This window comes from Mycolicibacterium rhodesiae (genome assembly GCF_002086695.1).
Lineage (GTDB): Bacteria > Actinomycetota > Actinomycetes > Mycobacteriales > Mycobacteriaceae > Mycobacterium > Mycobacterium rhodesiae.
On record NZ_MVIH01000001.1, the window covers coordinates 517,657 to 544,488 of the forward strand.

Here is a 26,832-nt window from a genome sequence, read left to right on the forward strand (position 1 = left end):
CTGGTTCGTATTGAACCAGGTCGATGCGGCCCGTGCGTCCGGGTTGGTTGGTCTGAGGTTGCGGACGACGGCAATCGGCGGGCACGCTGACTGCCCGAGCACGAGGAGATCAGTGATGCACAGGTCGGACATCGCCACCCTGTTCGCCCTCGGGGCCGCGCTGTTGATCGCCATCGGTGACGTCATCCAGCAACGTTCCGCACATGACGTCACCGACGAGCAGGTCGGTCCCATAGCGCTGTTCCTGCAGTTGCTCCGCGACAAGACCTGGTGGCTGGGCAGCCTGGTGGCCGCCGGCGGATTCGGGCTGCAGGCCGCCGCACTGGGGTTCGGCTCGGTCCTGCTGGTGCAGGCGCTGATCGTGACGTCTCTGCTGTTCGCGTTGCCGCTGAGCGCGCGCTTCGCCGGACGGCGGATCACCCGCTACCAGTGGATCTGGGCGGTCCTGCTGGCTGCCGCGGTTGCCGTGATCGTCACGGTCGGCGACCCGTCCAAGGGGCAGGCCCGGGCCGGGTTCGAGATGTGGAGTTGGGTGGTCGCCACGCTCGGTCCGCTACTGCTGCTGTGTTTGTTGGGCTCGAGGATATTTCGCGGCAAACCGGTGGCGGCGGTGTTGCTGGGGCTGGTGGCGGGGTCATTGTGGGGGTTGTTCGCCGTACTGATGAAGGGTGTCGTCGACGAACTCGACGACGGGATCGTGGCGGTGCTGAAGCTGCCCGAGCTCTACGTGTGGGCGGTGGTGGCTATCGCGGCGACGGCGATTCAGCAATCGTCGTTCCGGGCCGGGTCGATGGCCGCGTCGCTTCCGGCGGTCACGGTCAGCGAGCCGTTGGTCGCCTCGGTTCTCGGCGTCGCCATCCTCGGGGAGATGTTGCGCCCCGGCCGGTCCGGGTGGGTGTTTCTGGTGATCGCTGTCGTCGTGATGATCGCGGCCACCGTCGAGTTGGCCCGCACCGAGGCCGCGCCCGTGCCGGATCCCGCCGAGTCGCTGCCCGGCTGACGGCCACTAGCGTGGGGGCGTGCTGTCCGCCGTTGTCCTGACGCCCTCGGCGCCCGTCCTGGTCCCCGAACTGGCCGGCGCGGCCGCCGCCGAGGTCGCCGAATTTCGCGACGCCGCGCTGACGGCCGCCGCCGCGCTGCCCGAGCGGTGGATCGCCATCGGCGTCGGCCCGGCTGATCAGACCATCGAGCCCGACGCCCGTGGCACCTTCGCCGGCTTCGGGGTGGACGTTCCTGTCGCGCTGTCGCCGGACTCTGTCCCGGAGGTGCGGGGGTTGCCGCTGTGCGCGCTGTTCACCGGGTGGTTGCGGGACCAGGCGAACCCCGCGGCCCGAGCGCAGGTCCGGGTGTACGACGCCGGCCACGACGCCGACACGGCACACGAATTCGGCCGCGCGTTGCGCGCCGAGATCGACGCCACCGACGGACCCGTTGGTGTCGTGGTGGTCGCCGACGGCGCCAACACACTGACCCCGCCCGCGCCCGGCGGCTACGACCCCGATGCGGCGGCCGTGCAAGCCGCCCTCGACGATGCGCTGGCCGCGGGTGACGCTGCTGCGCTCGCCGGGCTCCCCGAGAGCATCGTCGGCCGGGTCGCCTACCAGGTGCTGGCCGGACTGACCGAGCCCGGCCCCCGCTCGGCTACGCAGCTCGTGCGGGGTGCGCCGTACGGGGTTGGCTATTTCGTCGGCACGTGGGTGCCGTGACGAGACCGATTGCCGTCATCGGGCCGACGGGCACCGGGAAGTCGGCGCTGGCGCTGGACGTCGCCGAACGCCTCGGCGGGGAGATCGTCAACGCCGACGCCATGCAGCAGTACCGCGGCATGGACATCGGCACCGCCAAGCTCACCGTCGACGAACGGCGCGGCATCCCGCACCATCAGCTCGACGTCCTCGACGTGACGCAGACCGCGACGGTCGCGCGCTATCAGGAGGCCGCCGCCGCGGACGTCGAGGCCATCGCGGCCCGCGGTGTTCCGCCGGTGATCGTGGGCGGCTCGATGCTCTACATCCAGTCGCTGCTCGACGACTGGGCGTTCCCGGCCACCGATCCGCAGGTGCGGGCTCGGTGGGAGCAGCAGCTCGCCGAGATCGGCGTGGCCGCGCTGCATGCCGAGTTGGGCCGCCGCGACCCGGCGGCCGCCGCGTCGATCCTGGCCACCGACGGTCGCCGGATCGTGCGCGCGCTGGAGGTGGTCGAACTGACCGGCCAGCCGTTCGCGGCCTCGGCGCCCCAGATCGGCGCGCCACGCTGGGACACGGTGATCTTCGGGTTGGATTGGGACACAGGCATTCTCGACGATCGCCTGGCGCGCCGCACCGACCTCATGTTCGAGTCCGGTCTGGTTGACGAGGTGCGCGCGCTGCTCGACGCCGGACTCCGGCAGGGCGTGACCGCCGCGCGCGCCATCGGCTACGCCCAAGTCCTCGCCGCGCTGGATGCCGGCGCTACAGATGAGGACCTGGCTCAGGCGCGCGAGCTGACCTTCATCGGCACCCGGCGCTATGTGCGCAGGCAGCGGTCGTGGTTTCGCCGCGACCATCGCATCCACTGGCTCGACGGTGCTGCCCCCGAGCTTGCCGACCAGGTGATCGCGCGGTGGCGGGACGTATCCTGATCAGGTGATCTTCGCATGATTTTCTCGAAGGGGCACGGCACCGAAAACGATTTCGTGCTGCTGCCCGACCTGCCCGCTCAGCTGGAGCTGGCGCCCGCCGCCGTCGCCGCGCTGTGCGATCGACGCCGGGGCCTGGGCGCCGACGGCGTGCTGCGGGTCACCACGGCCGGGGCCGTCGTCGATGCCGGTGTACTGGACCGGCTGCCCGAGGGCGTGGACAGCGGCGACTGGTACATGGACTATCGCAACGCCGACGGTTCCATCGCGCAGATGTGCGGTAACGGGGTCCGGGTGTTCGCGCACTATCTGAGGGCCAGCGGCCTGGAGCAGCGTGACGAGTTCGTGGTCGGCACGCTGGCCGGGCCGCGCCCCGTGGTGGTACACCGCGCCGACGCTGTGGCGGCCGAGGTCACCGTCGACATGGGCAAGGTCAACCTGCTCGGGACCGGGACGGCCACCGTCGGCGGCAGGCACTTCACCGGCGTCGGCGTCGACGTCGGGAACCCGCACCTGGCCTGCCTGGATCCCGACCTCACCGAAAAAGCGCTGGCCGACCTCGACGTCGCCGCGCCGGTACTGTTCGACCGCGGCCAGTTCCCGGACGGTGTCAACATCGAGGTGCTGACGATCGCTCGCGATGGAGCCGTCAGCATGCGGGTACATGAACGGGGTGTCGGCGAAACACGCTCCTGCGGAACCGGAACGGTCGCCGCTGCGGTCGCGGCCCTGGCTCACCTCAATCTGTCGACGGGCACGCTGCGAGTCCGCATCCCCGGCGGTGAGGTCACCGTCGAGGTCAGCCACACCTCGAGCTCGTTGCGGGGCCCTTCGGTCCTTGTCGCGCACGGCGAGCTCGCCGACGACTGGTGGGCGGCCCAACTCTGACGGCACGTTATTCAGGTGCACGACGTTGGACTCCCGTGGCACCATCGATTACCGCTTATGACAGAAACGCCTATGACAAAAGCTGACGCTCCCGACCCCAGCGTCGGCGAACTCGCGCTCGAAGACCGCGCCGCCCTCAAGCGGGTAGCCGGGCTGTCCACCGAACTCACCGATATCTCCGAGGTCGAGTACCGCCAGCTGCGGCTGGAGCGGGTCGTCCTGGTGGGGGTGTGGACCGAGGGCAGTGCCGCCGACTCCGAGGCCAGCCTCGCCGAACTGGCCGCCCTCGCCGAAACCGCCGGTTCCGAGGTGCTCGAAGGGCTGATCCAGCGCCGCGACAAGCCAGACCCCTCCACCTACATCGGCTCCGGTAAGGCGCAGGAACTCCGCGAGATCGTGATCGCGACCGGCGCCGACACTGTGATCTGCGATGGCGAGCTCAGCCCCGCCCAGCTCAACGCGCTGGAAAAAGTGGTCAAAGTGAAGGTGATCGACCGGACCGCACTGATCCTGGACATCTTCGCCCAACACGCCACCAGCCGGGAGGGCAAGGCGCAGGTGGCGTACGCGCAGATGGAATACATGCTGCCGCGGCTGCGCGGCTGGGGCGAATCGATGTCGCGGCAGGCCGGTGGCCGGGCCGGTGGTGCGGGTGGCGGCGTGGGTACCCGCGGCCCCGGTGAGACCAAGATCGAGACCGACCGGCGTCGTATCCGCGAACGGATGTCCAAGCTGCGCCGCGAGATCAAGGACATGAAGCAGATCCGCGACACGCAGCGCAGCCGGCGGCTGCACAGCGACACCGCCTCGATCGCGATCGTCGGCTACACCAACGCCGGCAAGTCCAGTCTTCTCAACGCGCTGACCGGTGCCGGCGTCCTGGTGCAGAACGCATTGTTCGCCACCCTCGAACCCACCACTCGCCGAGGCGAATTCGACGACGGGCGGCCGTTCGTACTGACCGACACCGTCGGCTTCGTCCGGCACCTGCCCACCCAGCTGGTCGAGGCGTTCCGCTCCACCCTGGAAGAAGTGGTCGACGCTGACCTGCTGGTCCACGTGGTCGACGGTTCCGACAGTAATCCGTTGGCGCAGATCGAGGCGGTCCGTCAGGTCATCCGCGAAGTGCAGAACGACCACCACGCGCCGCCCGCCCCGGAGTTGTTGGTGGTCAACAAGATCGACGCGGCCGACGACCTGATGCTGGCACAGCTGCGTCGCGCGCTGCCCGGTGCGGTCTTCGTCTCGGCGCACACCGGTGAGGGATTGCCGCGGCTGCGCGCCCGGCTGGGTGAGCTCGTCGAGCCGCGGGAGATCACCGTCGACGTGACGATCCCGTATGACCGGGGTGATCTGGTCGCGCGGCTGCACAGCGACGGGCACGTCGATGCGGTCGAGCACACCGAAGCGGGCACCCGCCTCAAAGCCCGGGTGCCCGCCGCGCTGGCCGCAGGCCTGCGCGAGTTCAGCAGTTAAGCGGCGTCCCTGGGTGCGGCACGGTGGTTCGAGTGCCGATGGCCTTCTTGGACATGCCCAATTGCTCTAGATGGCCTGCGTCGGCCTGCAGCAGGCTTGACCCAGTGTGAGGTGCGCCGGGCCGGGGAGGGCATCGGATGAAGGGGTTACGACTGCTGCGCGGGGCGGCGATCACAGTACTGGTTTCCGCGGTCGCCGCCATCGGGGTGTGCTCGGCGGGCCGGGCGCAGGCTCAGACCAGAATTACCGTTCCGGGTGCGGGACCGCTTTATTACCCGGACGCCGTGACCCACCTACCGCTGGGTCGGCTGTATTTTTTCGGAACACCTGAGGCCGCGGGGCCGCCGGTGTCGATTCTGGATGGCTACGACTTGCTGAATCACCAGATCGGAGCGAAGTGGTTCCCCGGCAGCACTGCCCAGGTAGTCGACTACCCGGCGAGCATGGGTCTGCTGAGCTTCAGTCTGGTCGCGCCGGGCGTTGACGACGCGGTCGCCGCGGGGCGCGGTTCGCTCGATGACCAGATCAGGAGTGCAGTCGCCGGCGGCGACCCCGTAGTGGTCGCCGCGCTGTCGGAAGGGACTCTCGTTGTCAATCGCGAGTTGGCGCATTTGGCAACATCTCCGAACGCGCCGCCGGCCGATCTGGTTTCCTTCACCATGTATGCGAGCCCGGAGCTGGGCCTCGCTGACATCTATCTTCGGGCGGGTTCCTGGGTCCCGCTGATGGATTACACCGCACACGATCTCGCGGACAGCCAATACGATGTCAGCGTCGTCTTCCATCAGTACGACTTCTGGGGCGATCCGCCCGACCGGCCGTGGAATCTTTTGGCCATGGCGAACTCGCTGGCCGGAATGGTCTACTTTCACGACGCCACGCCTCTGGCCACGCCGTCCGATGCGGTGGTGGTGTCGCAGGTGACCAGCAGCTTGGGTGGAACGACCACGACCTACATGCTTCCGGCGCCCACGCTGCCTCTCCTGAAGCCGCTTCAACAGCTCGGTGTGCCGAAACAGGCCGTCGAGTTCCTGAACTCGACGCTCAAGCCCGTCGTCGATGCCGGCTATTCAAGGCTCAACCCTGGAGCGGGACCGTACTTCTCGCACGGACGGCTGGTGCTCAAACCTCCGGCGACCACGACAGCGCCAGGCGGCCGCGGCCCGAGGATCGCCGGCCCGCGCGGGGGTTTCAGATCGGCCCGCGTACCCACGAACGGCACCGGACACTCGGGTGTGTCAGGTAGGGCAACGGGGCGCCGGGTCCCCGGAAGCTCTTCTCGAGCAGCGGCTTAAGCGGCGTCCTTCGCCGAGCTGCCGTGCCCGGAAGCGCTTGCCGCAGCGGGCCTTCCGCTCTTGGCGGTGCCGGACTTCGCCGGCTTGCCGGCGCTCTTGACCTCGCTACCGGTCTTGGACTTGTCGGACTTGGCCGTGAGGCTGGGCTTGGCGGATGCCTTGCGTTGCACCGGCTTGGACACGGTTTCGGTGGCCGCCTTCTGGGTGGCAGGCTCGCTGGTGGCCGCAGCGACCAGGGTGCTCGCAGGAGAGGGGGCCGGTGCGGACGGTGCCGCGGGAACCGCCACGCCGAGGTCGCCGAGTGCGTCGTGGATGCCCTGGACGGCGGCCTTGGCGAGATCGACGCTCAGCTTCACCGGGTTGATCGGCGTGAAGATGGTGAACGGCGTCGGCTGCCCGTAATTGCTTCGGTCGTAACCGGTTTCGATCAGCACGCGGGTGACCGGGGAGATCAGGTCCACGAACGGCTTGATGATCGCGGTGGTGCCGGTCGCGGCGCCGATGTCCAGCAGCGGCTGCATGATCGGCAGCGTCTTGGCCGGGATCGTGATGTACAGCGTGTCGTTGAAGGTCTGGCAGTTCTTCGGGCTCTGCGAGCAGTCGATGGCCTGCTCGAGTTCCGGAATCGTGTAGCCGTAGGGGAGCTCGGTCGACGGCTGGGTGCCCCGCGGCGAGAGGTAGTTGCCGTGGATGTACCAGAACCCGGCGAGCGCGTTGAGGTCAGCCAGCAGGTTGAGTGGGTTGGCCGGGAAGTCGGCGACACCGTCGTACTGGAATGCGATGTCGGTGGTGTTCACCGTCGGCAGCACCGTGGTGTCGGTGGGAGCCGGCTGACCGAAGGTCGCGTCGAGGATCGGCACCGTGCCCAGCCACGCCAGGCGTTCGAACAAGCCGCCGTTCGGGCGTTGAGGGTCACCGATCAGGACGAAGGAGTACCGGTCGGGGATGACTCCGCCGTTGGCGTCGGCGAGCTGATGCTTGACGATGTTCGAGACCGTCGCGCCTTGTGAGTAGCCGAAGATCACGACGTCCTCGCTGGGATCGACCGCGTCGATCTGATCGTTGAGGCTCTGCACGCCGCTGGCCACCGACACGTTCCACTTGGCGCCGTTGAGGCCGCCCCAGCCGGCGAACGGGAACGGCCAGAACTGCGCGGTGTAGGGGACCGGCGCGGGAGTGCAGACCGTCGCGCAAGCTGGATCCAACGGCTGAATGTAGTAATTCACTGCGTTTTGCATGTAGTTAGTGCCGAGCGGTGGCACCGACGGGTCGGGGGTGCCGGTGCCGGGAACGATCAGCGCCACCGCCGCCAGGCTGATCGCCGAGGTGATCGTGCTGGTTATTGCGAGAACGGTCGCGGCGAGCAGCGCCAGGGCGGCCACCATCGCCGAGCGCGCGGCGGTGCGGAGATTTTTACGCATCAGCAAACTTTCTTTGGCGATATCGAGATTGCTGTGATCATGGCATGACAGAACTTATGCCGTAGCTCGAATGTGAGAAAAAGCTGAGAAATCGGTCATCGGATGACCGGGGGCTGGTGTGCCCGTACCGGCGGCAGCGGACCGGCGAACTTCTCCACCTGCACCAGTACGGCGGCGCCGGTGCAGCCGCGAGCCAGCGACGAGGTGCCGACGTCGTCGGTCAGTACGTTGGGGTTACCGTGCACGCACATCGAATCCGGGTCCGTGGGATCCAGCGGGTCGTACCACGCGCCGGTCGACAGCTGCACCACCTGCGGTCGCAGCGCCTCGTCGATGACCACCCCGGCCAGGCACGATCCCCGGTCGTTGAACACCCGCACCACCTCACCGCCGGACAGACCCCGCGGCGCGGCGTCGGACGGATGCATCCGGATGGGTTCGCGGCCCTGGACTTTGGCATTCTGGCTGACCGCGCCGCCGTCGAGTTGGCCGTGCAGCCGGGTGGCCGGTTGGTTGGCGATCAGGTGAAGCGGAAAGCGTTGGGCGCGTTCGCCGCCCAGCCACTCAACAGGTTCATACCAGCGGGGGTGACCGGCGCAGTCCGGATACTCGAAGCCCGCGATGTCGTCGGAGAAGATCTCGATCTTGCCGCTCGGAGTGGCCAGCGCATGCGTCTGTGGATCGGCGCGAAAGTCGGCCAGCAGAGTCAGCCCGCTCTCCACCGGAAGCCGCAACACGCCGTCGGCCCAGAACTGATCGAAGTCTGGGACCGCGAAATCGATTTCTGCCGACCACTTTTCGTACATGTGCTCCAGCCACTGCCGGGCGGTGCGGCCTTGCGTGAACTGCGCGCCGAAGCCCAGTCGCTCGGCGAGCCCGGCGAAGGTGGTGTAGTCGTCGCGGCACTGGGCGTACGGCTGCGCCAGCGCGGGCATTGCCACCAGCAGAGGGTCGTTGCGGGACCCGGAAAAGTCATCACGTTCAAACGCGGTGGTGGACGGCACGACGATATCGGCGTGCCGGGCCATCGGCGTCCAGTACGGCTCGTGCACCACCACGGTGTCGACGCGGCCCAGCGCGCGACGTAGCCGGGGCAGGTTCTGGTGGTGGTGAAAGGGATTACCGCCGGCCCAGTACACGCACCTGATGTCGGGATAGGTCAGGGTGCGGCCGTTGTAGGTGAACGTCTCACCGGGGTGCAGCAGCATGTCGCTGACCGCCGCGACCGGGATGAACGTGCGGACCGGGTTGAGCCCCTGCGGCAGCGACGGCAACCGGTGTCGCAGCGGCGGCAGGCCGGGTTCGTTCATCGAGCCGTACCCGTGGCCGAATCCGCCTCCGGGAAGGCCGATCTGGCCGAGCATGGCCGCCAGCGTCAAGCCCATCCAGGGCGCCTGCTCGCCGTGTCGGACGCGCTGAAGTGACCAGCTGACGGTGATGATCGTGCGCTGCGCGGCCATCCTGGTGGCCAGCTCGGTGAGCACTGTGGCGTCGATGCCGCAGATCTGTGTGGCCCACTGCGGCGATTTCGGCACGCCGTCCTCGGTGCCGAGCAGATACTTTTCGAACTGCTCGTAGCCGGTGCAGTAGGTGTCGAGGAATGCGCGGTCGGCGAGGTTGGCGGTGGCCAGCACGTAGGCAAGCGCCAGCATGATCGCGACGTCGGTTCCGGGGACGGCCGGCAGCCATTCGCAGTCGCCGTCGACATCGCTGCGCAGCGGGCTGATCGAGACGATCCGTCCGCCGTTCGCCCGGAACCGGTGCAGCGCTTCGCGGGCCGGGTGTCCGGTGGTGCCGCCGTGGTTGATCCCGGTGTTCTTCAGGTTCACGCCGCCGAAGCAGACCAACAGGTCGGTGTGCTCGACGATGACATTCCATTCGGTGGACCGCTTGAACAGGTCGTCGTGGGTGCCGACCACCCGAGGCATGATTACGCCGGTGGCCCCCAGGCTGTACGAGTGGCGCGAAAAGGTATATCCGCCAAGCAGTTTCAGGAATCGGTGCACCTGGCTCTGGGCGTGGTGGAACCGGCCCGCGCTGGCCCAGCCGTAGGACCCGCCGTAGATCGCCTCGTTGCCGTAGGTGTCGACCACCCGGCGTAACTCGCCGGCGAGAAGCTCCGTCAGCTCGCCCCAGTCCACCGCGACGAACTCGTCGGCGCCGCGGGCGCTGCTGGGCCCGGGGCCGTCGCGCAGCCAACCGCGGCGGACGGCGGGGGTGGCGATCCGCGACGAATGTCGGAGCGACCCGGGCAGGTTGCCGAGCAGGGGAGACGGGTCGGTATCGCCGGGAAACGGGCTGACCGAGGTGATCTCGCCGTCGGCGACGTCGGCGCGAAACGCTCCCCAGTGGGCGAGGCTGGTGCGGGCGTCGGGCACGTCAGGAGTCTAGGCGGGCGACGCTTCCACCAGCGACGTTGGCGAATCCGTCGGCCGTCGCGCGGGGCCACCGTGACGACCAACCATCCGGTTGGTTATTCTCGTCTGCAAACCCACAGCGCCGTCCGGAGGGAAGTCATGGCTGTCGAGAAGAACGCAACCGTCAAGTACGAGCGGACCCTGTTCGAGCCCGAGCACGAACTGTTCCGTGAGGCCTACCGGTCGTTCCTCGAGCGGCACGTCGCCCCTTTCCACGAGCAGTGGGAAAAGGACAAGATCGTCGATCGCGGGGTGTGGCTCGAGGCAGGCAAGCAGGGCTTCCTCGGGATGGCCGTCCCGGAGGAATTCGGCGGCGGCGGCAACGCGGACTTCCGCTACAACGTCATCCTGACCGAGGAGACCGCGGCCGGACGCTACAGCGGCCTCGGATTCGGCCTGCACAACGACGTCGTCGCCCCGTATCTGCTGGAGCTGACCACCGAGGAGCAGAAGCAGCGTTGGCTGCCCAAGTTCTGCAGCGGCGAGTACATCACCGCGATCGCGATGACCGAGCCGGGCACCGGTAGTGATCTGCAGGGCATCAAGACTCGCGCGGTCAAGCAGGGCGATCACTACGTGCTCAACGGCTCGAAGACCTTCATCACCAACGGCGTCAACGCCGATCTGGTGATCGTGGTGGCGCAGACCGACCCCGAGAAGGGTGCGCTGGGTTTCTCGCTGCTGGTCGTCGAGCGCGGCATGGAGGGCTTCGAGCGCGGGCGTCATCTGGACAAGATCGGCCTGGACGCCCAGGACACGGCCGAACTGTCCTTCACCGACGTCAAGGTCCCTGCCGAGAACCTGCTCGGCGAGGAGGGCCAGGGCTTCATCTACCTGATGCAGAACCTGCCGCAGGAGCGCCTGAACATCGCGGTGATGGCGGCCGCCGCGATGGAAAGCGTCCTCGAACAGACCCTGCAGTACGCCAAGGAGCGCAAGGCGTTCGGAAAGCCGATCGGAAGCCAGCAGAACAGCCGGTTCCTGCTGGCCGAGCTGGCCACCGAAGCGACCGCCATCCGTATCATGGTCGACGAGTTCATCCGGCTGCACCTCGACGGCAACCTGACCGCAGAGCAGGCCTCGATGGCCAAGTGGTACTCGACCGAGAAGCAGGTGCATCTCGTCGACCGCTGCCTGCAGTTGCATGGCGGTTACGGCTACATGCGCGAGTATCCGGTGGCCAAGGCCTACCTGGATGCCCGCGTGCAGACGATTTACGGCGGCACCACCGAGATCATGAAAGAGATCATCGGCCGCAGCCTGGGCGTCTAACCACGCAAGCGGGTCTGAACTGCGGTTTGGTTCCCCGTCACTCGGCTGCCGAAGCGGCGGGCGCTGGTCACGTGCCCCGGTTTGTCCTGGGGATTTCGGGTGTTTTCCCCCGTCAACGCGTCGGTTATCTCGTAGAAACGCCGCGTGTCGTGAGGTGCTGAAGCACAGTTGACGCGGAGGATGAGGGGAAGCATCTTGACCGACACTGCGGGGAGAGTGCATGACCAGGCTTGGAAGTCGTCTCAGTAGAGGCGTCGGGCGGATGGCGCTCGGCGTCTTGGCGACGGCTGCGGCCGCGCTGCTGTGGGCGCCCGGGGCGATCGCGAGCCCCGAGACCGACGCGAGCGACGCCATCAATCAGGCGTGGGAGACCGCGGGCGGCGACGGTTCTCCGGTAGGCACCAAGGACGGCGACGTCTACGCCATCGGCGACGGATTCGCCCAGAACTTCAGCGGCGGCAAGATCTTCTTCACCCCGGCCACCGGCGCCCACCTGCTCTTCGGGGCGGTCCTGGACAAGTACCAGGCGCTCGGCGGGGCGGCCGACAGCGACCTCGGATTCCCCACCATCGACGCGGTCGCGGGTCTGGTCGGCCCGGACAGCCAGGTCAGCACGTTCAGTGCCAGTGACAAGCCGGCCATCTTCTGGACGCCCGACACCGGTGCGTGGGTGGTACGCGGCGCGATCAACGCGGCGTGGGACAAGCTCGGCGGCTCGGCAGGCACGATGGGCGTCCCCACCGGGGACGAGACCTTCAACGGCACTGTGATCAGCCAGAAGTTCACCGGCGGCGAGATCTCCTACGACACGGCCGCGAAGACGTTCACCACCGTTCCGCCTGAGCTCGCAGGCAACTTGGCCGGTGTCGAGGTGCCCAGCGACGCGACGACGGCGATCAACCAGGCCTGGCGGGCCGCCGGGGGTCTCGCGGGACCGCTCGGTGCCCGCCAAGGAGCCCAGCAGGCCATCGGTGCCGACGGCGCCGCCCAGGATTACGCGGGCGGCAAGATCTTCTACTCGCCGGCCACCGGTGCGCATGCGGTGACGGGCGCGATCCTGGCCAAGTACGAGGCGCAGGGCGGTCCGACCGGCGACCTGGGCCTGCCGACCGGGACCGAAGCCGACGGCGGCGCCCCCAACAGCCGGGTCAGCGCCTTCAGCGCCGCCGACAAACCGGTGATCTTCTGGACGCCCGACACCGGCGCGATCGTGGTGCGCGGCGCGATCAACGCCGCCTGGACCAAGCTGGGCGGGGCCACCGGCAAGCTTGGCGTGCCCACCGGCGAGCAGAGCGTCAACGGCGACACCGTGACGCAAAAGTTCAGCGGTGGCGAAATCTCCTGGAACAAGGCCAGCAACACGTTCACGACCAAACCGCCGGAGCTCGCCGGCTCGCTGTCCGGTGTTCAGGTTCCGGCCGCCGGTCCGCAGTCCGGCCCGGCGGGTACCAAGTCCGGTAGCGGCTTGACGTTCCACTGGTGGTGGCTGCTGATCATCGTCCCGGTCCTGTTGCTGCTCGCCGTGATCGGGCTTGGTGTGCTGTGGCTGCAGCGCCGCCGCAGCGGTGCCGAGGAGATCGACGACGACTTCGAGGACTCGGACTACGACGACGATCACTGGCCCAGTGAGGTCGCCGGTGAGGCTGACGCGGCCGCCGCCTCGCGCTTCTCGACGTATCCCGACGGCGGCGTGCCGGTGGTCGCCGCTGCGCCGGGCTTCGGCTGGGCGCCCGAGGAAGACGAGAAGTCGCAGCCCGGGTCCGAGGACGTGTTCGACGGCGATCAGGACTCCATCGACACAACGCCGACCCGCATTCCCGCCGAAACCGGCGGATACGAGGCCGACGAAGCCGACGAGGTGCCCGCGGAACTCGAGTACGCCGAGGTCGAGGACATCGAAGACGAGGAGTCGAGCGATTCGGGCCGCCATGCGGCGGTGAACCTCGGGGAGTCGCAATCGATGTGGCGCCTCGACATGGGCGAGATCGGTACGCCGCGGCGGCGTCGCGCCGCCGAACCGGATGCCCCACCGGAGCCCGAGCCGGCGCCGGAGGAAATGGTCGAGCCCGACGTCGTCGACGTCGAGGAAGAAGACTCCACGCAGCCGGCGGAAGTCCTGCAGTCCGACGTGCATGCCGAGGCCGCAGCCAATCGCCCGGCTATCCACCTTCCGCTCTCGGATCCGTATCAGGCGCCCGAAGGCTATGTGGTCAAGGCCAACACGCATTCGGGGCTGTACTACACCCCCGACTCGGCGCTCTATGACCACACGGTGCCGGAAGTGTGGTTCGCCAGTGAGGAACTCGCGCAGGCGAACGGATTCCACAAGGCGGAGTGAGGCTTTCGCCCCCGTCCGCTAGACCTTCCGGAGAACGGTGACGACCTTGCCGAGGATCGCGGCGTCGTTACCGGGAATGGGGTCGAACGCCGGGTTGTGCGGCATCAGCCAGACTTGGCCGCTGGTGCGCTTGAACGTCTTCACCGTGGCCTCGCCATCGATCATCGCTGCGACGATGTCGCCGTTGTCGGCCACGTTCTGCTGACGGACCACGACCCAGTCGCCGTCGCAGATCGCTGCGTCGATCATCGACTCACCGACGACCTTGAGCAGGAACAGCGACCCGTCGCCGACCAACTCGCGCGGTAGCGGGAACACATCCTCGACCGCTTCCTCGGCGAGGATCGGGCCGCCGGCGGCGATGCGGCCGAGCACCGGCACGAACGTCGGCTCGGGCAGCGCGTCCGAACCGGCGACCTCGGTGCGCACCGGGCTCACCGTGTCGTCGGCTCCGCGCACATCCACCGCACGCGGCCGGTTGGCATCGCGGCGCAGATAGCCCTTGCGCTCCAGTGTGCGTAGCTGGTGGGCCACCGATGACGTGGATGTGAGACCGACGGCGTCGCCGATCTCACGGATGCTGGGGGGATAGCCGCGGCTGGTGACGGAGGCGCGGATCACGTCGAGGATGGTTCGCTGTCGCTCGGTAAGCCCGGATGTCTCACTGCGCTCGCTCATGACGCCGAATCTAGCCCGGCCCGCGTCAAAATTCAAACATTTGTTCGACCGTGTCGCGATTCCGGGTGGGCCGGCGGTCCGCGGAACAGAACTTGTCGGTGGCCGGATTTATTCTTCCAACACGCTCGCTCACATGTTCGGTTTTCGAACGCATGATCGAGTATATTTCGAACACAAGAGCGAACCGGGGCGGCCCTGAAGGAAGGACACGGACGTGACAGTCATCGATGATCGACAGGTTTACATCTCGGCACCGGTGTACCGGCGGACGGCCGCCGCGCCCGTTGCCCCTGCTCGACGCCGCCCGGCCGGCGCCCGCGCCCACCGGCCGCACCCGGCACGGCCGGCGATCGCGCCGATGCAGTACCGCGGCACGGGTGTGGCGTTCTCCCGGGCGCCCCATGCCCGCCGGCCGGTGAGCACCGCGGTCACGATCGCGCTTGCCGGGGTGGCCGCGCTGATCACGCTGTGGCTCGGCATGGTCGGCCACTTCAGCGCCACCCCGGCGGCCACCGAGCAGATGCCGGACCAGCTCGCCGTCGTCCAGGTCCAGGCGGGGGAGACGCTGCAGCAGCTGGCCGGACGGGTCGCGCCCGATGCGCCCGCCGGACAGGTGGTGCAGCGCATCCGCGACCTGAACAAGCTCGAATCGGCGTCGCTGGACGCCGGGCAGACGTTGATCGCGCCGATCGGCTGACCGTCGTGCCGGCCGCAGCCGTTCCCGCGCACGGCGCAGGTAGGCTCTCAGTGGTTCGACATATCGGGCCACTGAGCGAAGGAGCGGTCATGCACTGTCCGTTCTGCCGCAACCCGGACTCCCGCGTTGTCGACTCGCGCGAGACCGATGAAGGCCAGGCCATCCGGCGTCGCCGCTCCTGTCCGGAGTGCGGCCGGCGGTTCACCACTGTGGAGACCGCGGTGCTGGCCGTCGTAAAGCGCAGCGGCGTCACCGAGCCGTTCAGCCGGGAGAAGGTCGTCAGCGGTGTCCGCCGCGCCTGCCAGGGTCGCGATGTCGATGACGACGCGCTGAATCTGCTCGCCCAGCAAGTGGAGGACACGGTGCGCGCCGCCGGCTCACCTGAGATCCCCAGCCACGAGGTCGGACTCGCCATCCTCGGCCCGCTCCGTGAACTCGACGAGGTCGCCTATCTGCGGTTCGCGTCGGTGTACCGCTCGTTCAGCTCGGCTGAGGACTTCGAGCGCGAGATCGAGGCGCTGCGCGCCCATCGGTCCGTCGGCACATCCGGCTGAGCAGCTCAATCCAGCTGTCGCACACCGTCGCTGACCACTCGGCCCGCGATCAGTACCCACCCTTGCGCGTCCCAAGTCGTGAAGATCTGCGATCCCTTGCCCTGGGTGATCGTCAGGTCGCGGCTCAGGTAATCGGTCAGCCGTGCCGCCGCCGATCCGGTGGCCTCGTCTTCCGGCACGCCGAGGTCGGCGGCGAACATCCGCGCCCGGATGTGCCCGCCGTCGCGATCCATCCACGCCCACAGGTAGTGCTCCGCGTCGTCGGAGTAGTCGTCCGGATCGGCGGCCAGCACTTCGTCGACCGAGTCCAGATCGTGGATGGCGAACTCCGGCGACCACTCCGCCCGGACCCGGATCACCGTGCGGTCGTCGCCGTAGGTGACTCCGACGATGCCGGCCGGAACCTGCAGGGTGTGGATCGGCGTGCCGCGATCCCGCAGCCACCAGGCCGCGCCCACGGTGGGATGCCCGGCGAACGGTAATTCCGTGGCCGGAGTGAAAATGCGGGCGTGGGCTGTGCTCGCCCCGTCGGTCGGCAGATCGATGAATATTGTTTCGCTGTACTCTAATTCGGTCGCGATGCGCTGGCGATCACCGGCGGGCACGGTGGCGGCGTCCACCACACCCAGCGGATTGCCGAACTCGCCACCTTCATCGGTGAATACCCGCAACACGGTTACGTCGACGGTCATCACCCGACTCTACGACGCTGAAGTCAGGTGGCACTGCGCTCGTCGGCGCCGAGGGCGTCGAGCACTGCGACCCGGGTGTCCAGCGACCCGGTGACCAAACGTTCGGACAGTCCGGTGCGAAGGAGTTCTCGCAGGGCGTCCTGGTCGTATTCGGCCGGAGCGGTCCCGTCGATGAACTTCTCGACGACCTCGACGAAACGGTCAGGGTCGTCGTGGAACGGAAAGTGGCCGGAGCGGCCGAAGATCTCGAGCTGGGAACCAGGCATGGCGGAGTGCGCCATCCGAGCGTGGCTGACCGGGATGACGGCATCCAAGTCGCCCCAAATGAGTTGCACCGGAACGGATTCGGTCAGATAACAGCGGTCCAGCATGGTGACCACCTGGCCGCGCCAGTCCACCACTGAGCGCAGTGTGCGGGTGAAGGCCGACGAGGCTGTCGGCTCGGGCAGATCGGCCAGGATACGCAGGGCGTCGGGCAGGTCGCGGCCCAACCCGGTAGAGCCGAAGACGCTCCCCAGCGCGCGGCCGGCAAGCTGCAACGCCGGCAGCACCATCGGCAGTCGCAGCAGCGCCAGCGCCTCCCCGCCCAACGGCAGCGAGGCGGCCCGCAGCGCTACGTTCACTTCTTTGGTCACGCCGCCCGCGCTGACCAGGATCAGCCGCTCCACCAATTGTGGGAACTGGTAAGCGAATTGCATCGCCACTCCGCCGCCGAGTGAATGCCCGACAACGGTGACCTTGTCGAGGTCGAGCACACTCAGCAGATCGCGCATCCCGTTGGCGTAGGCCGCGACCGAATAGTCGGCTCGTGGTTTGTCGGACTGTCCATGCCCCAGCAGGTCCGGGGCGATGACGGTGAACCGCTGGGCGAGCTTGCTGTGCACCGGATGCCACGTCGTCGAGTTGTCACCGATCCCATGGATCAGCAGCAGCGCCGGTCCCGACCCGGCCACCCGGAAGGCTCGGCGGTAGCCATGAATGGTCCGGAAGTGCAGGGTGGGCGTCACATCCCGCACCGGCTGCAGATTTGGCTTTCGCTGAGACTTTTGCTGAGTCACTGGCCCCAACCCTGTCATCGGTGCGGTGGACTCCGCTAGGTCTCGCCGTTGTCGTTGAAACCGTCTTTGAAGTCCTCGGCGTGCTGGGCGAGGAATTTTTCGAACTCCGCACCCAATTCGTCGCCGCTGGGGAGTTCTTCGTCGCGTGCCAGCAGCGACCGGTTCTCTTGAGCGGCAACGAAAGCATCGTACTGTCGCTCCAGCGCGGTCACCACTTGAGCGACCTCCGGCGATGCCTCGACCTGCTCGTCGATCTTGGTGCGGATGGCCGCTCCGGCATCGGTGAGCCCACGCAACGGCACCTGCAGCGAAGTCAGCTTGGCGACCTGCTCAAGCAGCGCCTCCGCGGCGGGTGGGAAGTCGGTCTGCGCCAGGTAGTGCGGCACATGCACGGTGAAGCCGATGACTTCGTGGCCGTGCTGGGCCATCCGGTACTCCAACAGGTTGGACACGCTGCCGGGGACCTGCACCTCGCCGACCCACGGGGTGAATTCGCTGATCAATTCCCGGTTGTTAGAGTGCGCGGTCATCGTGACGGGCCGGGTATGCGGAACGGCCATCGGGATGGTGCCCAGCCCGATGGTCTGGCGCACGCCGAGCTGCTCGGCCAGCAGGCGGACCGCGGTGATGAATCGCTCCCACTTCAGATCCGGCTCCAGTCCTGCGAGCAGCAGGAACGGTGTACCGAGGCTGTCGCGCAGGGCGTACAGATTCAGCTCAGGATCGTCGTAGTCGGTGAAGTGGTCGGTCTTGAACGTCATCAGCGGGCGGCGGGACCGGTAGTCCAGCAGCTCGTCGATCGCGAACGAAGCCACCAACTCCGTGTCCAGCTTGGCTTTGAGGTGGTCGGCGGCCAGGCGTATGGCGCGGCCTGCGTCGGAGAAGCCTTCGAGAGCGTGGATCATCACCGGGCCACGCCCGTCGGGTGCGGACAATTGCGGCGCCGGAAACTCCAGTTCGTACATCCCGGTCTGCTCGGGTTGGTAGGGCTGTCCCTGCTCGTCAGTCATCGTCTCCGCCTCCTCGCGGTGCCCGGGCACGTCGTCGTCCCTTGTACCGTGACAACCAGTGTCTCTCAGAATTGGCTGAGCGCTGACCATAGCGCTCGTGTTGCACAACGCCGGTGAGGCACCCGTCGTTCCCAGCACCGGCCGTTCAGCCGGGTCGAAAGCGTGCAGATCGGGCATGATCGAGCCATGCGGATGGTTGCGGCGGCCCTGAACCTGGTGGTGACCACGGTTCTGGTGTCGGGGTGCCATTCCACCGCCGAGCCGCGGGCCAAGGCCGCCGAGGAGCCGATCGCGGCGGCGGTATCGACGGCGAGTGCCCAGCCGGTGGCGGCCCGGCCGGCGGTGGGAGCGCTGTTCCTCGGCGCCACCGACACCCACACCTGCACCGCCTCGGTGGTTCATTCGGCAGGTCAGGATCTGATCTTGACGGCCGCGCACTGCTTGGCCGCGGGTCTGCCCGCCACGTTCGTGCCCGGATTCAACGAGAGCGCCGCTCCCGGCGACGTCTGGACCGTCGACACGGTCTACCTCGATCCCCGCTGGCTGAGCACTCAGGACCCCAAGGCGGACTACGCGTTCGCGCGGGTCAGTCGCTCCGCCGGCGGCACCGTCGAATCCGTCGCGGGTCGGGCGCTGACCCTCGGTGCGGCACCTGCCGAGTCCGCGCCGGTGACCGTGATCGGGTACCCGGTGGGCGACGGCGGGCCCCCGCTGGGCTGTGACACGGTCGCCCGCATCGAGGACGGCTATCCCGCCCTGCGCTGCAACGGGCTGGTCGACGGCACCAGCGGCGGCCCGTGGATCGCCGGCGCGACGGTGATCGGTGTGATCGGCGGGCGCAACGGCGGCGGCTGCGAGGACAACGTCTCGTACTCGGCACCGTTCGACGGGGCGACGGCGGCACTGCTGGCGCGCGCCGAAGCGGGGGGACCGGGCGACGACGCGCCGGCGTCGTTCGACAGCGAGTGCTGAGCGCCTAACGGCGGAACTGGTTGAGGGCGCGCAGCTTGTTCATCACGTCGAGCGCGGCGACCTTGTAGGCCTCCGAGAACGTCGGATAGTTGAAGACCGCGTCGACCAGGTACTCGATGGTTCCGCCGCAGCCCATCACCGCCTGGCCGATGTGCACCAATTCAGTTGCCGCGGTGCCGAAGATGTGGACGCCGAGGACCTTCAGGTCTTCGGTCGACACCAGAAGCTTGAGCATGCCGTAGGAGTCCCCGGCGATCTGGCCGCGGGCCAGTTCGCGGTAGCGGGACACCCCGACCTCGTAGGGGACTGCCGCCTTGGTGAGATCGACCTCGGTGGCGCCGACGTAGGACACCTCAGGGATCGAGTAGATGCCGATCGGCTGCAGCACGGTCATGCCGGCCGTCGGCTCGCCGAACGCGTGGTAGGCCGCGAGCCGGCCCTGTTCCATGGAGGTGGCCGCCAGGGCGGGGAAGCCGATGACATCGCCGACGGCGTAGATGTGGTCGACTTTGGACTGAAATGTCTTCTCGTCGACGAAGATCCGGCCGCGGTTGTCGGCTTCCAGCCCGGCGTTGGCCAGATCCAGGTGGTCGGTCTGGCCCTGCCGTCCGGCCGAGTACATGACGGTTTCGGCCGGGATCTGCTTGCCGCTGGCCAACGTGGTGACGGTGCCGGCCGAGCCGACGTCGACCGCCGTCACCTCCTCGCCGAACCGAAACGTCACCGCCAGGTCGCGCAGGTGGAAGCGCAGGGCTTCGACGATCTCGGGGTCGCAGAAGTCGAGCATGGTGTCGCGTTTCTCGACGACGGTGACCTTGGTGCCCAGCGCGGCGAACATCGAGGCGTACTCGATGCCGATCACACCGGCGCCGACGACCACCATCGAGCCCGGGATCGTCTTCAGGTCGAGAATGCCGTCGGAGTCCAGCACCCGGTTCTCGTCGAACTCGACCCCGGCTGGCCGCGCCGGCTTGGTGCCGGTGGCGATGATGATGTAGCGGCCGCTGACGGTGATGTGCTCGGCGCGGGTGGGGTCCTCGACCTCAACGGTGTGCTCGTCGATGAACCGGCCGTGCCCCACGTAGAGCTCGATACCGTTGCGCATCAACTGGTTTCGCACCACGTCGACCTCTTTGCGGATCACGTGTTCAGTGCGGGCCAGCAGGTCGGCGGGAGTGATCTTGTCCTTGACCCGGTAGCTGGCGCCGTAGAGCTCGCGCTGGCTCATACCGGTCAGGTAGAGCACGGCCTCGCGCAGCGTCTTCGACGGGATCGTGCCGGTCTGAACACAGACACCGCCGAGCATCTGCCCGCGCTCGATGACTGCCACCGACTTGCCCAGCTTGGCTGCCGCGATCGCCGCTTTCTGACCGCCGGGCCCCGAGCCGATGACGACGAGGTCGTATTCCACACTCATGAGGACAAGGTGTACGCCGGTTTACCGAATCTTGCATGCCGACCGTGTCAATACGACATGAACAATGTGTCCGGGCGATCCGGCCGCTATCCCCAGATCCGACTTCATCCCCAGCCGCACGCTCGTCGGTGTCCGGCGGGCCGGTTTGGTCGGCGCCGGTTGCGACTGTCGGGCCATGACCACACACGAACCTGACTATCGCTTCACCCGCCCCGGCGCCCTGATCGCCGCACTGCCTGCTGTTCTCGGCTTCGTCCCGGAGAAATCACTGGTGCTGGTGGCCCTGGAGGACCGCGACATGGGAGCCGTCATGCGCGTCGACCTGTCCAAGGCGATGGACGGAGACCTCACTCACCTGGCAGACGTCGCCGCCGCCTCTGGCGCGGACACAGTGGTGGCCGTGATCGTCGACGCCGACGGTGCCCCGTGCCCGATGTGCAACCAGGACTACCGCGATATGTGCGATGAGCTGAACGCGGCGCTGTCCGCCCACGACATGAGCGTCTACGCCACCCACGTGGTCGACCGGATCGAGGCCGGCGGCCGGTGGCACTGCGTCGATGGTTGCGGCGCATTCGGCGCGGTGGAGGATCCGATGGCCTCCCCGCTCGCCGCGGCCGCCGTACTCGAGGGACGACGGCTGTATCCACGCCGGTCCGATCTGCAGGCGGTGGTCGCGGTCGCCGATGCCAGCCGCGCGGCTTCGCTGGTGCCGGCGATCACCGCACACGCCGAGGTGCGGGAGGCCGACTGGCGCGCCGATCCGGACGGGTGCGGTCGCCGCGATATCGAGGCGACCATGGCCATCGCCGCCCGGGTGAGTGATGGTGCGGAACTCGAGGACGCCGAACTCGCGATGCTCGCGTGCGCGCTGACCGACGTCGCGGTCCGCGACACGCTGTACGCGCTCGCGGTCGGTGCCGTGGCCGGCGACGCCGAGGCGCTCTGGACTGTGTTGGCGCGGACTCTTCCGGACCCGTGGCGAACCGAAGCGCTTGTGCTGCTGGCCTTTTCGGCTTACACGCGCGGCGACGGGCCGCTGGCCGGGCTGTCGCTGGAGGCGGCACTACGCGACAACCCCGACCACCAGATGGCGAGCATGCTCGACCGGGCGCTGCAATCAGGCATGCGGCCCGAGCAGATCCGAGAGCTCGCCGGCACCGGGTACCGGCTGGCCAAGCGGCTGGGAGTGCGGCTTCCGCCGCGCCGGATGTTCGGCCGCGCGGTGTGAGCCGGACTCAGACCTTCTCGACCTTGACCGCGTGGGCCATCTCGTGGGGCAGGTGCACGTTCTCGTGGCCGCCGATGAGGATCGTCACACCGCCGTGCGGACCGTTCTCCACCTGCACGCGGGCGTTGGGCACCACACCGGCACCCTTGAGCTGGCCGATCAGTTCCGCGTCACCCTGGACATGCTCGGAGAGCTGGCGGACCACCACGGCGACGGGGGAGCCGGCGGGCAGTTCGGTCAGGCGCACCAGGTTGGAGTCCTCGAACTTGCTCATGTCCAGGCCCAGCAGCGACAAACCGGGGATCGGGTTGCCGAACGGGGACACCGTCGGGTCGTCGAGAACCTGCACCAGCCGGCGCTCGACATCCTCGCTCATCACGTGTTCCCAGCGGCAGGCTTCGGCGTGCACCTCTTCCCACGGCAAGCCGATCACGTCCACCAGGAGCCGCTCGGCGAGGCGATGCTTGCGCATCACCGAAACCGCCAATTCACGTCCTTTTTCGGTCAGTTCAAGGTGCCGGTCGCCGGCCACATGCAGCAGGCCGTCACGTTCCATGCGGGCCACGGTCTGGCTGACCGTCGGGCCACTCTGTTCGAGCCGCTCGGCAATGCGTGCGCGCAGGGGGATCACGCCCTCCTCTTCGAGGTCGTAGATCGTGCGCAGATACATCTCAGTGGTATCGACCAGATCGTTCATTAAGGACACCCTTCGTCTGCCCCGAGTCTACTTGGCTAGCTGCGTAAATGGACGTGCAACACCTCCGCCCACAGCAGTGTGCCCGCCGGCTCCGCCGACGGGCACACTCGAGGGGGTTGCTTACTCAGCTGGCGTACGACCGCAGCCGGTCGGCCCGGTCGCCGTTGCGCAGCTTGGACATGACCTCACGCTCGATCTGGCGGACCCGCTCGCGGGACAAGCCGAACAGCTTGCCGATCTGATCGAGGGTGCGGGGCTGGCCGTCGTCGAGGCCGAACCGCAGCCGGATCACCTGCTGCTCCCGCTCGTCCAGCGTCGCCAACACGTGGCGGATGTCGGTGTGCAGCAATTCGGCGATGACGGCGTTCTCGGCCGACATGGCCTCGGAGTCCTCGATGAAGTCGCCGAGGGGGGCCTCTTCGTCGCTGCCGACCGGCATGTCGAGGCTCACCGGGTCGCGGCTGTGCTCGAGCAGGTCGTTGATCTTCTCGACCGGAATGCCGGACTCCTCGGCCAGCTCCTCGTCGCTCGCCTCCCGGCCCAGGCTCTGGTGCATCTCACGCTTGATCCGGGCGAGCTTGTTCACCTGCTCCACGAGGTGGACGGGCAGCCGGATCGTGCGGCTCTGGTCGGCCATGCCGCGGGTGATGGCCTGACGGATCCACCACGTGGCATACGTCGAGAACTTGAAACCCTTGGTGTAGTCGAACTTCTCCATCGCGCGGATCAGGCCGAGGTTGCCTTCCTGGATGAGGTCCAGCAGCGGCATGCCGCGACCTGTGTAGCGCTTGGCCAGCGACACCACCAGGCGCAGGTTGGCCTCGAGCAGATGACTGCGGGCGGCCTGCCCGTCGCGCACGATGATGGCGAGGTCGCGCTTGCGGTTCTCGCTGAGTCGCTTCTTGGTCTCGAGCAGGTGCTGGGCGAACAGGCCTGCCTCGATCCGCTTGGCCAGCTCTACCTCGTCCTCGGCGGTGAGCAGGGCGGTTTTGCCGATGCCGTTCAGATAGACGCGCACCAGGTCGGCGGCTGGACTCTGGGCGTCCAGGTCGCTATCAAATCGGCTGGTGGTGGCATTTGCCATGGTGGCCTCCTGATCGGCTGCAACTGTCAAAGCGTTCAACGTGCGATCCGAACAAAGAGTTCCCGCGCCGGCGTCGGTTCACACCCTCTGACGTGCGGGAATAGCGAGAAGCCCTGAGAATGTCCTGAGAAACGGCCGGGTCGGCGGTCAGCGGGAACCGCGGTCGGGACCACCGGCAGCATGCGGTTGCGCAGCCGAGATCCCGGCATCGAGTGCGCGATGCTCGGCCCGCGGGAACAGCGGGGTCCGCTGCGGGGTGTCATTGAAGCGACGGGGCTCCTCCGCGCGCCGGGGCGGGCGGTCATTGGCGATCAGGACGGCCATCCATGGCAGCGGCAACGACACCGCGATGATCGCCAGTGAGATCAATCCGTTGTGCCACAGGCCGTACGCGCCGGCCGCCAAGATGAGTGCCGGAATCCGAAAAGACATGATCGTCAGGTACTTCCGCACGCGTTGGCGATGCTGCTCTTCGTAGGGCGTTGCCGCGGCGGTGATGAGCACGGGCCGACCTTCGTCGTCGAATCCCAGCTCACGCTTCATAGCTCTACTGTTCCACAATTTGTGATCGATATGCATGCCGGTTTCTTACGGCTGTCTTACCGGGCACAATGTCTCCTATGCAGACCCAGACGATCGAGCGCACCGACGCCGACGAACGCGTCGACGACGGGACCGACGACGATGCCCCCAAGGTCTTCCATTACGTCAAGAAGGACAAAATCGCCGAGAGTGCGGTGATGGGCACCCACGTCGTCGCGTTGTGCGGCGAGGTGTTCCCGGTGACCCGCGCGGCCAAGCCCGGCTCGCCGGTCTGTCCGGACTGCAAGCGGGTCTACGAGAACCTCAAGAAGGGCTGACCGGGGCGGGTTCAGCCGTCTCGCCAGGTGCTGGCTGCGGCTGATCCTCGGGAGCCTCGTCCTTATTGTCGTTGTCACCCCTCGACTTGGCCTTGCGCCGCAACCACGTTCGCACCTGTTCGGCGTGCGGCGCGGGAGCGGGGAACTCCTCTTCGATGGCGGCGTTGAGTTCGGCGCCGATCATGATGGCGAAGCCGAGGAAGAACGCGAACAGCAGGAACGCGATCGGGGTCGCCAGCGCGCCATACGTGTAGCCGGTGCTGGTGATCCAGGTCAGGTAGAACCGCAGGCACATCGCCGCGACCACGAACACCGCGGCCGCGAGAATCGCGCCCCACAGCAGGCGATGGGTGGGCAGCGGTTTGGGTAGCGACACCCGGTAGAGGATTGTCACCGCCAGTACCAGGGTCACCGCCAGCGCGGGGTAGTAGCCGTAATGCAGGACGTTGTCCCCGCTGTCCGGCAGATACGACGAGATCTTGCGGGGCCCGAGCGCCACAAACGGTGCGCTGGCGATGACGAACACCAGCATCACCACGTAGAGCCCGAGCGCGAAGAGGCGTTGTCGCACCGGATGTCGCAGCGGCGTCTGGTCGTGGGCTTCCACCACGGAGTCGACGAACGCCGAGATGGCCGACGAGCCGGCCCACAAGCTGATCACGAAACCGAACGACACCACTTCACCGCGCGCGCCCGCCACGATGTCGCGGACGGTCGGCTGGATGATCTCGTTCACCACATTCTTCGAGAAGAAGCTGTTCGCAAAGTTGATCAACTGATTCTCGATGGTCGGCAGGGTGTCCGGCCCGAACATCGGCGCGATATAAGCCAGGCTCCCGAGCATGCCGAGCAGCAGCGGCGGCAACGACAGCACCGACCAGAAACCCGCCTGGGCGGACTCCGAGAAGATCGAGTCGTCCCAGCTTTTGGACAGAGTGCGTTTCGAGATCCGCCATACGTGGTGACGAGAGGGCTTGGCCGATTGGTCAGTCATGACCAGTCCAGCATTCCTGACGTCGGCGATCCTGCCCAGCGACGCGGCCGTGAGTAGTGGTTACGCCTCCGACGGGCTGACTTCGATCACGGCGGCCAACTCGATCAGCTTGGCCTGGTGCTCGTTGGCGTGGTGTTGGCAGAACAGGAGTTCGGCACCGGAAGGAAGCTTGGCGCGCACCCGAGCCGCTGCACCACAGCGGTCGCAGCGATCAGCCTTGGTCAATTCAGGACTGGTCAGGGTCGCGTTCATGGGCTCCTCCGTAAGGTGCTCAGCGCTTCGGTGACTGGTCGCCACCGTCACGTATCTCTACTGTCTCAGACGTTTTGTGTTCCGGCCTTGTTCCCCGGGGGTTTACAGCTGTGTCGTGTCTCACGCCTTCTCGTGTTGCGGGTGATGCAGTGTGGTCGTATGTACCCGAATCCGGAATTCTTACTCCACCTGTGCGGACAGCGAGACTGGGAAACCGCGCAGGCCGGTGGCGAACTTTGCCCCGCATCGCGCAGCGAAGCGGGATTCATTCACCTTTCGACACCGGAGCAGGTGCACCTACCGGCCAACCGGTTGTTCTCCGGCCGAACCGATTTGGTGCTGCTCCACATCGACCCTCAACAGCTGCAGGCGCCGCTGCGTTGGGAACACGGTGTTCCAACGGATCCCGAGTCGATGCGGTTCCCGCATCTGTACGGCCGATTGCCCACCACGGCGGTGATGAAAGTCACGCCGTATCGGCCGGGGCCGGACGGCCGGTTTCAGCCGTTCGAGCCGTCGATGTAGGCGTCGGCTTCGATCTCCACCAGTAGCCCGGGCTCGATGAGGGCGGCGACCTCGACCATGGTGGCGGCCGGGCGGATCGCGCCGAAGAACTCCGCGTGCACCGCGCCGACCGCGCGCCAGCTGGAGATGTCGGTGACGTAGATCCGGGTGCGGACGACGTCGGACAGTGAGGCGCCGAGATCGTCCAGCGCTGTTGCTATGCGCTGCAATGCATTTCGGGTCTGAGCGACGGCGTCGTCGCCTGCGCCGGTGGTGCCGGAGACCGCGACGTGCGGGCCGATACGCACCGCCCGGGAGTAGCCGACTTCGGACTCGTAGGCCGATTCTGAGGACAGATTCACCCTGCTGAGCACGGCGCCAGGGTAAGCGGGCGCGGCATGCTCGCGC

General features: G+C 67.4%; 27 protein-coding genes. 14 read left to right on the plus strand and 13 right to left on the minus strand.

Annotation, left to right across the window (positions count from 1 at the left end; translation table 11 throughout):
* Positions 1-115 precede the first annotated feature (115 nt).
* The 6 genes from BST42_RS02530 to BST42_RS02555 all read left to right on the plus strand — a co-directional run bounded on the left by BST42_RS02530 (position 116) and on the right by BST42_RS02555 (position 6,276).
* Entirely contained in the window at positions 116-1,000 is an 885-nt protein-coding gene (locus BST42_RS02530) for a DMT family transporter (protein WP_083116961.1), read from the plus strand.
* Between the two features lie 19 nt (positions 1,001-1,019).
* A complete protein-coding gene (locus tag BST42_RS02535; RefSeq protein WP_083116962.1) occupies positions 1,020-1,706 on the plus strand; it encodes a class III extradiol ring-cleavage dioxygenase family protein in 687 nt (228 codons plus the stop codon).
* The gene (gene miaA / locus BST42_RS02540) at positions 1,703-2,620 is read left to right on the plus strand and encodes a tRNA (adenosine(37)-N6)-dimethylallyltransferase MiaA (RefSeq protein ID WP_083117253.1); all 918 of its coding nucleotides are present in this window, start codon (positions 1,703-1,705) and stop codon (positions 2,618-2,620) included. The genes BST42_RS02535 and miaA overlap by 4 nt, the downstream gene beginning before the upstream one ends.
* 15 nt (positions 2,621-2,635) lie before the next feature.
* Positions 2,636-3,505: a diaminopimelate epimerase gene (gene dapF / locus BST42_RS02545; protein WP_083116963.1), complete on the plus strand. Its 870-nt coding sequence runs from the start codon at positions 2,636-2,638 to the stop codon at positions 3,503-3,505.
* A 72-nt stretch (positions 3,506-3,577) separates the two neighbouring features.
* On the plus strand, positions 3,578-4,981 hold the full coding sequence (gene hflX, locus BST42_RS02550; protein ID WP_083116964.1) for a GTPase HflX: 1,404 nt from the start codon (positions 3,578-3,580) through the stop codon (positions 4,979-4,981).
* A 137-nt stretch (positions 4,982-5,118) separates the two neighbouring features.
* The gene (locus tag BST42_RS02555; RefSeq protein ID WP_083116965.1) at positions 5,119-6,276 is read left to right on the plus strand and encodes a PE-PPE domain-containing protein; all 1,158 of its coding nucleotides are present in this window, start codon (positions 5,119-5,121) and stop codon (positions 6,274-6,276) included.
* Here BST42_RS02555 and BST42_RS02560 read toward each other — a convergent pair.
* Entirely contained in the window at positions 6,273-7,697 is a 1,425-nt protein-coding gene (locus BST42_RS02560) for a PE-PPE domain-containing protein (protein ID WP_083116966.1), read from the minus strand. The genes BST42_RS02555 and BST42_RS02560 overlap by 4 nt on opposite strands.
* Before the next feature lie 95 nt (positions 7,698-7,792).
* Positions 7,793-10,075 (minus strand): molybdopterin-dependent oxidoreductase, encoded by a 2,283-nt coding sequence (locus BST42_RS02565; RefSeq protein ID WP_083116967.1) that lies wholly within the window; start codon positions 10,073-10,075, stop codon positions 7,793-7,795.
* A 138-nt stretch (positions 10,076-10,213) separates the two neighbouring features.
* Here BST42_RS02565 and BST42_RS02570 point away from each other — a divergent pair, with 138 nt between their 5' ends.
* Complete coding sequence (locus BST42_RS02570; protein ID WP_083116968.1) at positions 10,214-11,386, plus strand: acyl-CoA dehydrogenase family protein; 1,173 nt, start codon at positions 10,214-10,216, stop codon at positions 11,384-11,386.
* Positions 11,387-11,606: 220 nt separating this feature from the next.
* On the plus strand, positions 11,607-13,724 hold the full coding sequence (locus BST42_RS02575; RefSeq protein ID WP_083116969.1) for an LGFP repeat-containing protein: 2,118 nt from the start codon (positions 11,607-11,609) through the stop codon (positions 13,722-13,724).
* Positions 13,725-13,742: 18 nt separating this feature from the next.
* On the opposite strand, the gene lexA is transcribed toward BST42_RS02575, so the two are convergent.
* Positions 13,743-14,402 (minus strand): transcriptional repressor LexA, encoded by a 660-nt coding sequence (gene lexA / locus BST42_RS02580; RefSeq protein ID WP_083116970.1) that lies wholly within the window; start codon positions 14,400-14,402, stop codon positions 13,743-13,745.
* 214 nt (positions 14,403-14,616) lie between these two features.
* Between lexA and BST42_RS02585 the strand changes: the two genes are divergently transcribed.
* Together BST42_RS02585 and nrdR are read left to right on the plus strand one after the other, a co-directional pair.
* Entirely contained in the window at positions 14,617-15,099 is a 483-nt protein-coding gene (locus BST42_RS02585; protein WP_083116971.1) for a LysM peptidoglycan-binding domain-containing protein, read from the plus strand.
* Between the two features lie 89 nt (positions 15,100-15,188).
* Positions 15,189-15,653: a transcriptional regulator NrdR gene (gene nrdR / locus BST42_RS02590; RefSeq protein WP_036338613.1), complete on the plus strand. Its 465-nt coding sequence runs from the start codon at positions 15,189-15,191 to the stop codon at positions 15,651-15,653.
* Positions 15,654-15,658: 5 nt separating this feature from the next.
* Here nrdR and BST42_RS02595 read toward each other — a convergent pair whose 3' ends face one another.
* From BST42_RS02595 to BST42_RS02605, 3 genes are read right to left on the minus strand one after another with little or no spacing between them, the layout of a single operon-like run.
* Positions 15,659-16,345 (minus strand): PhzF family protein, encoded by a 687-nt coding sequence (locus BST42_RS02595; protein WP_083116972.1) that lies wholly within the window; start codon positions 16,343-16,345, stop codon positions 15,659-15,661.
* 23 nt (positions 16,346-16,368) lie between these two features.
* Positions 16,369-17,421: an alpha/beta fold hydrolase gene (locus BST42_RS02600; RefSeq protein ID WP_083116973.1), complete on the minus strand. Its 1,053-nt coding sequence runs from the start codon at positions 17,419-17,421 to the stop codon at positions 16,369-16,371.
* A 17-nt stretch (positions 17,422-17,438) separates the two neighbouring features.
* The gene (locus tag BST42_RS02605; RefSeq protein WP_083117254.1) at positions 17,439-18,413 is read right to left on the minus strand and encodes a proteasome assembly chaperone family protein; all 975 of its coding nucleotides are present in this window, start codon (positions 18,411-18,413) and stop codon (positions 17,439-17,441) included.
* Between the two features lie 186 nt (positions 18,414-18,599).
* Between BST42_RS02605 and BST42_RS02610 the strand changes: the two genes are divergently transcribed.
* A complete protein-coding gene (locus tag BST42_RS02610) occupies positions 18,600-19,385 on the plus strand; it encodes a trypsin-like serine peptidase (RefSeq protein WP_083116974.1) in 786 nt (261 codons plus the stop codon).
* A gap of 4 nt (positions 19,386-19,389) precedes the next feature.
* Here BST42_RS02610 and sthA read toward each other — a convergent pair whose 3' ends face one another.
* Positions 19,390-20,802: a Si-specific NAD(P)(+) transhydrogenase gene (gene sthA, locus BST42_RS02615; RefSeq protein WP_083116975.1), complete on the minus strand. Its 1,413-nt coding sequence runs from the start codon at positions 20,800-20,802 to the stop codon at positions 19,390-19,392.
* A gap of 175 nt (positions 20,803-20,977) precedes the next feature.
* Here sthA and BST42_RS02620 point away from each other — a divergent pair, with 175 nt between their 5' ends.
* On the plus strand, positions 20,978-22,033 hold the full coding sequence (locus BST42_RS02620; protein ID WP_083117255.1) for a DUF4192 domain-containing protein: 1,056 nt from the start codon (positions 20,978-20,980) through the stop codon (positions 22,031-22,033).
* A 7-nt stretch (positions 22,034-22,040) separates the two neighbouring features.
* On the opposite strand, the gene BST42_RS02625 is transcribed toward BST42_RS02620, so the two are convergent.
* The 3 genes from BST42_RS02625 to BST42_RS02635 form a co-directional block, all read right to left on the minus strand.
* Positions 22,041-22,730 carry an iron-dependent transcriptional repressor DtxR gene (locus tag BST42_RS02625; protein ID WP_083116976.1) on the minus strand — a complete coding sequence of 230 codons (690 nt, stop codon included), beginning with the start codon at positions 22,728-22,730 and terminating at the stop codon, positions 22,041-22,043.
* 124 nt (positions 22,731-22,854) lie between these two features.
* The gene (locus BST42_RS02630; protein WP_264028713.1) at positions 22,855-23,844 is read right to left on the minus strand and encodes a sigma-70 family RNA polymerase sigma factor; all 990 of its coding nucleotides are present in this window, start codon (positions 23,842-23,844) and stop codon (positions 22,855-22,857) included.
* A 117-nt stretch (positions 23,845-23,961) separates the two neighbouring features.
* Positions 23,962-24,357 carry a DUF3099 domain-containing protein gene (locus BST42_RS02635; RefSeq protein ID WP_083116978.1) on the minus strand — a complete coding sequence of 132 codons (396 nt, stop codon included), beginning with the start codon at positions 24,355-24,357 and terminating at the stop codon, positions 23,962-23,964.
* Between the two features lie 77 nt (positions 24,358-24,434).
* On the opposite strand from BST42_RS02635, the gene BST42_RS02640 reads away from it, so the two are divergent.
* On the plus strand, positions 24,435-24,674 hold the full coding sequence (locus BST42_RS02640; RefSeq protein WP_036338588.1) for a DUF3039 domain-containing protein: 240 nt from the start codon (positions 24,435-24,437) through the stop codon (positions 24,672-24,674).
* Here the strand turns inward: BST42_RS02640 and BST42_RS02645 are convergent.
* Positions 24,661-25,668 carry a YihY/virulence factor BrkB family protein gene (locus BST42_RS02645; RefSeq protein ID WP_083116979.1) on the minus strand — a complete coding sequence of 336 codons (1,008 nt, stop codon included), beginning with the start codon at positions 25,666-25,668 and terminating at the stop codon, positions 24,661-24,663. The genes BST42_RS02640 and BST42_RS02645 overlap by 14 nt on opposite strands.
* Positions 25,669-25,728: 60 nt before the next feature.
* Positions 25,729-25,920 carry a DUF7455 domain-containing protein gene (locus BST42_RS02650; protein WP_036338582.1) on the minus strand — a complete coding sequence of 64 codons (192 nt, stop codon included), beginning with the start codon at positions 25,918-25,920 and terminating at the stop codon, positions 25,729-25,731.
* A gap of 159 nt (positions 25,921-26,079) precedes the next feature.
* On the opposite strand from BST42_RS02650, the gene BST42_RS02655 reads away from it, so the two are divergent.
* Positions 26,080-26,445, plus strand: a complete 366-nt coding sequence (locus BST42_RS02655; protein ID WP_083116980.1) for a DUF952 domain-containing protein — start codon at positions 26,080-26,082, stop codon at positions 26,443-26,445.
* Here BST42_RS02655 and BST42_RS02660 read toward each other — a convergent pair.
* Positions 26,421-26,798, minus strand: a complete 378-nt coding sequence (locus BST42_RS02660; protein ID WP_083117256.1) for a RidA family protein — start codon at positions 26,796-26,798, stop codon at positions 26,421-26,423. The genes BST42_RS02655 and BST42_RS02660 overlap by 25 nt on opposite strands.
* Positions 26,799-26,832 lie beyond the last annotated feature (34 nt).

What these genes read in the sequence shown, in the direction of transcription:
- BST42_RS02605 (WP_083117254.1), bottom strand. Translation starts at nt 18,413, where the DNA reads ATGACTGACGAGCAGGGACAGCCCTACCAACCCGAGCAGACCGGGATG.
- BST42_RS02635 (WP_083116978.1), bottom strand. Translation starts at nt 24,357, where the DNA reads ATGAAGCGTGAGCTGGGATTCGACGACGAAGGTCGGCCCGTGCTCATC.
- BST42_RS02640 (WP_036338588.1), top strand. Translation starts at nt 24,435, where the DNA reads ATGCAGACCCAGACGATCGAGCGCACCGACGCCGACGAACGCGTCGAC.
- BST42_RS02555 (WP_083116965.1), top strand. Translation starts at nt 5,119, where the DNA reads ATGAAGGGGTTACGACTGCTGCGCGGGGCGGCGATCACAGTACTGGTT.
- dapF (WP_083116963.1), top strand. Translation starts at nt 2,636, where the DNA reads ATGATTTTCTCGAAGGGGCACGGCACCGAAAACGATTTCGTGCTGCTG.
- BST42_RS02620 (WP_083117255.1), top strand. Translation starts at nt 20,978, where the DNA reads ATGACCACACACGAACCTGACTATCGCTTCACCCGCCCCGGCGCCCTG.
- BST42_RS02625 (WP_083116976.1), bottom strand. Translation starts at nt 22,730, where the DNA reads ATGAACGATCTGGTCGATACCACTGAGATGTATCTGCGCACGATCTAC.
- BST42_RS02645 (WP_083116979.1), bottom strand. Translation starts at nt 25,668, where the DNA reads ATGACTGACCAATCGGCCAAGCCCTCTCGTCACCACGTATGGCGGATC.
- nrdR (WP_036338613.1), top strand. Translation starts at nt 15,189, where the DNA reads ATGCACTGTCCGTTCTGCCGCAACCCGGACTCCCGCGTTGTCGACTCG.
- BST42_RS02530 (WP_083116961.1), top strand. Translation starts at nt 116, where the DNA reads ATGCACAGGTCGGACATCGCCACCCTGTTCGCCCTCGGGGCCGCGCTG.
- BST42_RS02570 (WP_083116968.1), top strand. Translation starts at nt 10,214, where the DNA reads ATGGCTGTCGAGAAGAACGCAACCGTCAAGTACGAGCGGACCCTGTTC.
- BST42_RS02600 (WP_083116973.1), bottom strand. Translation starts at nt 17,421, where the DNA reads ATGACAGGGTTGGGGCCAGTGACTCAGCAAAAGTCTCAGCGAAAGCCA.
- lexA (WP_083116970.1), bottom strand. Translation starts at nt 14,402, where the DNA reads ATGAGCGAGCGCAGTGAGACATCCGGGCTTACCGAGCGACAGCGAACC.
- BST42_RS02560 (WP_083116966.1), bottom strand. Translation starts at nt 7,697, where the DNA reads ATGCGTAAAAATCTCCGCACCGCCGCGCGCTCGGCGATGGTGGCCGCC.
- BST42_RS02655 (WP_083116980.1), top strand. Translation starts at nt 26,080, where the DNA reads ATGTACCCGAATCCGGAATTCTTACTCCACCTGTGCGGACAGCGAGAC.
- BST42_RS02575 (WP_083116969.1), top strand. Translation starts at nt 11,607, where the DNA reads ATGACCAGGCTTGGAAGTCGTCTCAGTAGAGGCGTCGGGCGGATGGCG.
- BST42_RS02595 (WP_083116972.1), bottom strand. Translation starts at nt 16,345, where the DNA reads ATGACCGTCGACGTAACCGTGTTGCGGGTATTCACCGATGAAGGTGGC.
- BST42_RS02610 (WP_083116974.1), top strand. Translation starts at nt 18,600, where the DNA reads ATGCGGATGGTTGCGGCGGCCCTGAACCTGGTGGTGACCACGGTTCTG.
- sthA (WP_083116975.1), bottom strand. Translation starts at nt 20,802, where the DNA reads ATGAGTGTGGAATACGACCTCGTCGTCATCGGCTCGGGGCCCGGCGGT.
- BST42_RS02650 (WP_036338582.1), bottom strand. Translation starts at nt 25,920, where the DNA reads ATGAACGCGACCCTGACCAGTCCTGAATTGACCAAGGCTGATCGCTGC.
- hflX (WP_083116964.1), top strand. Translation starts at nt 3,578, where the DNA reads ATGACAAAAGCTGACGCTCCCGACCCCAGCGTCGGCGAACTCGCGCTC.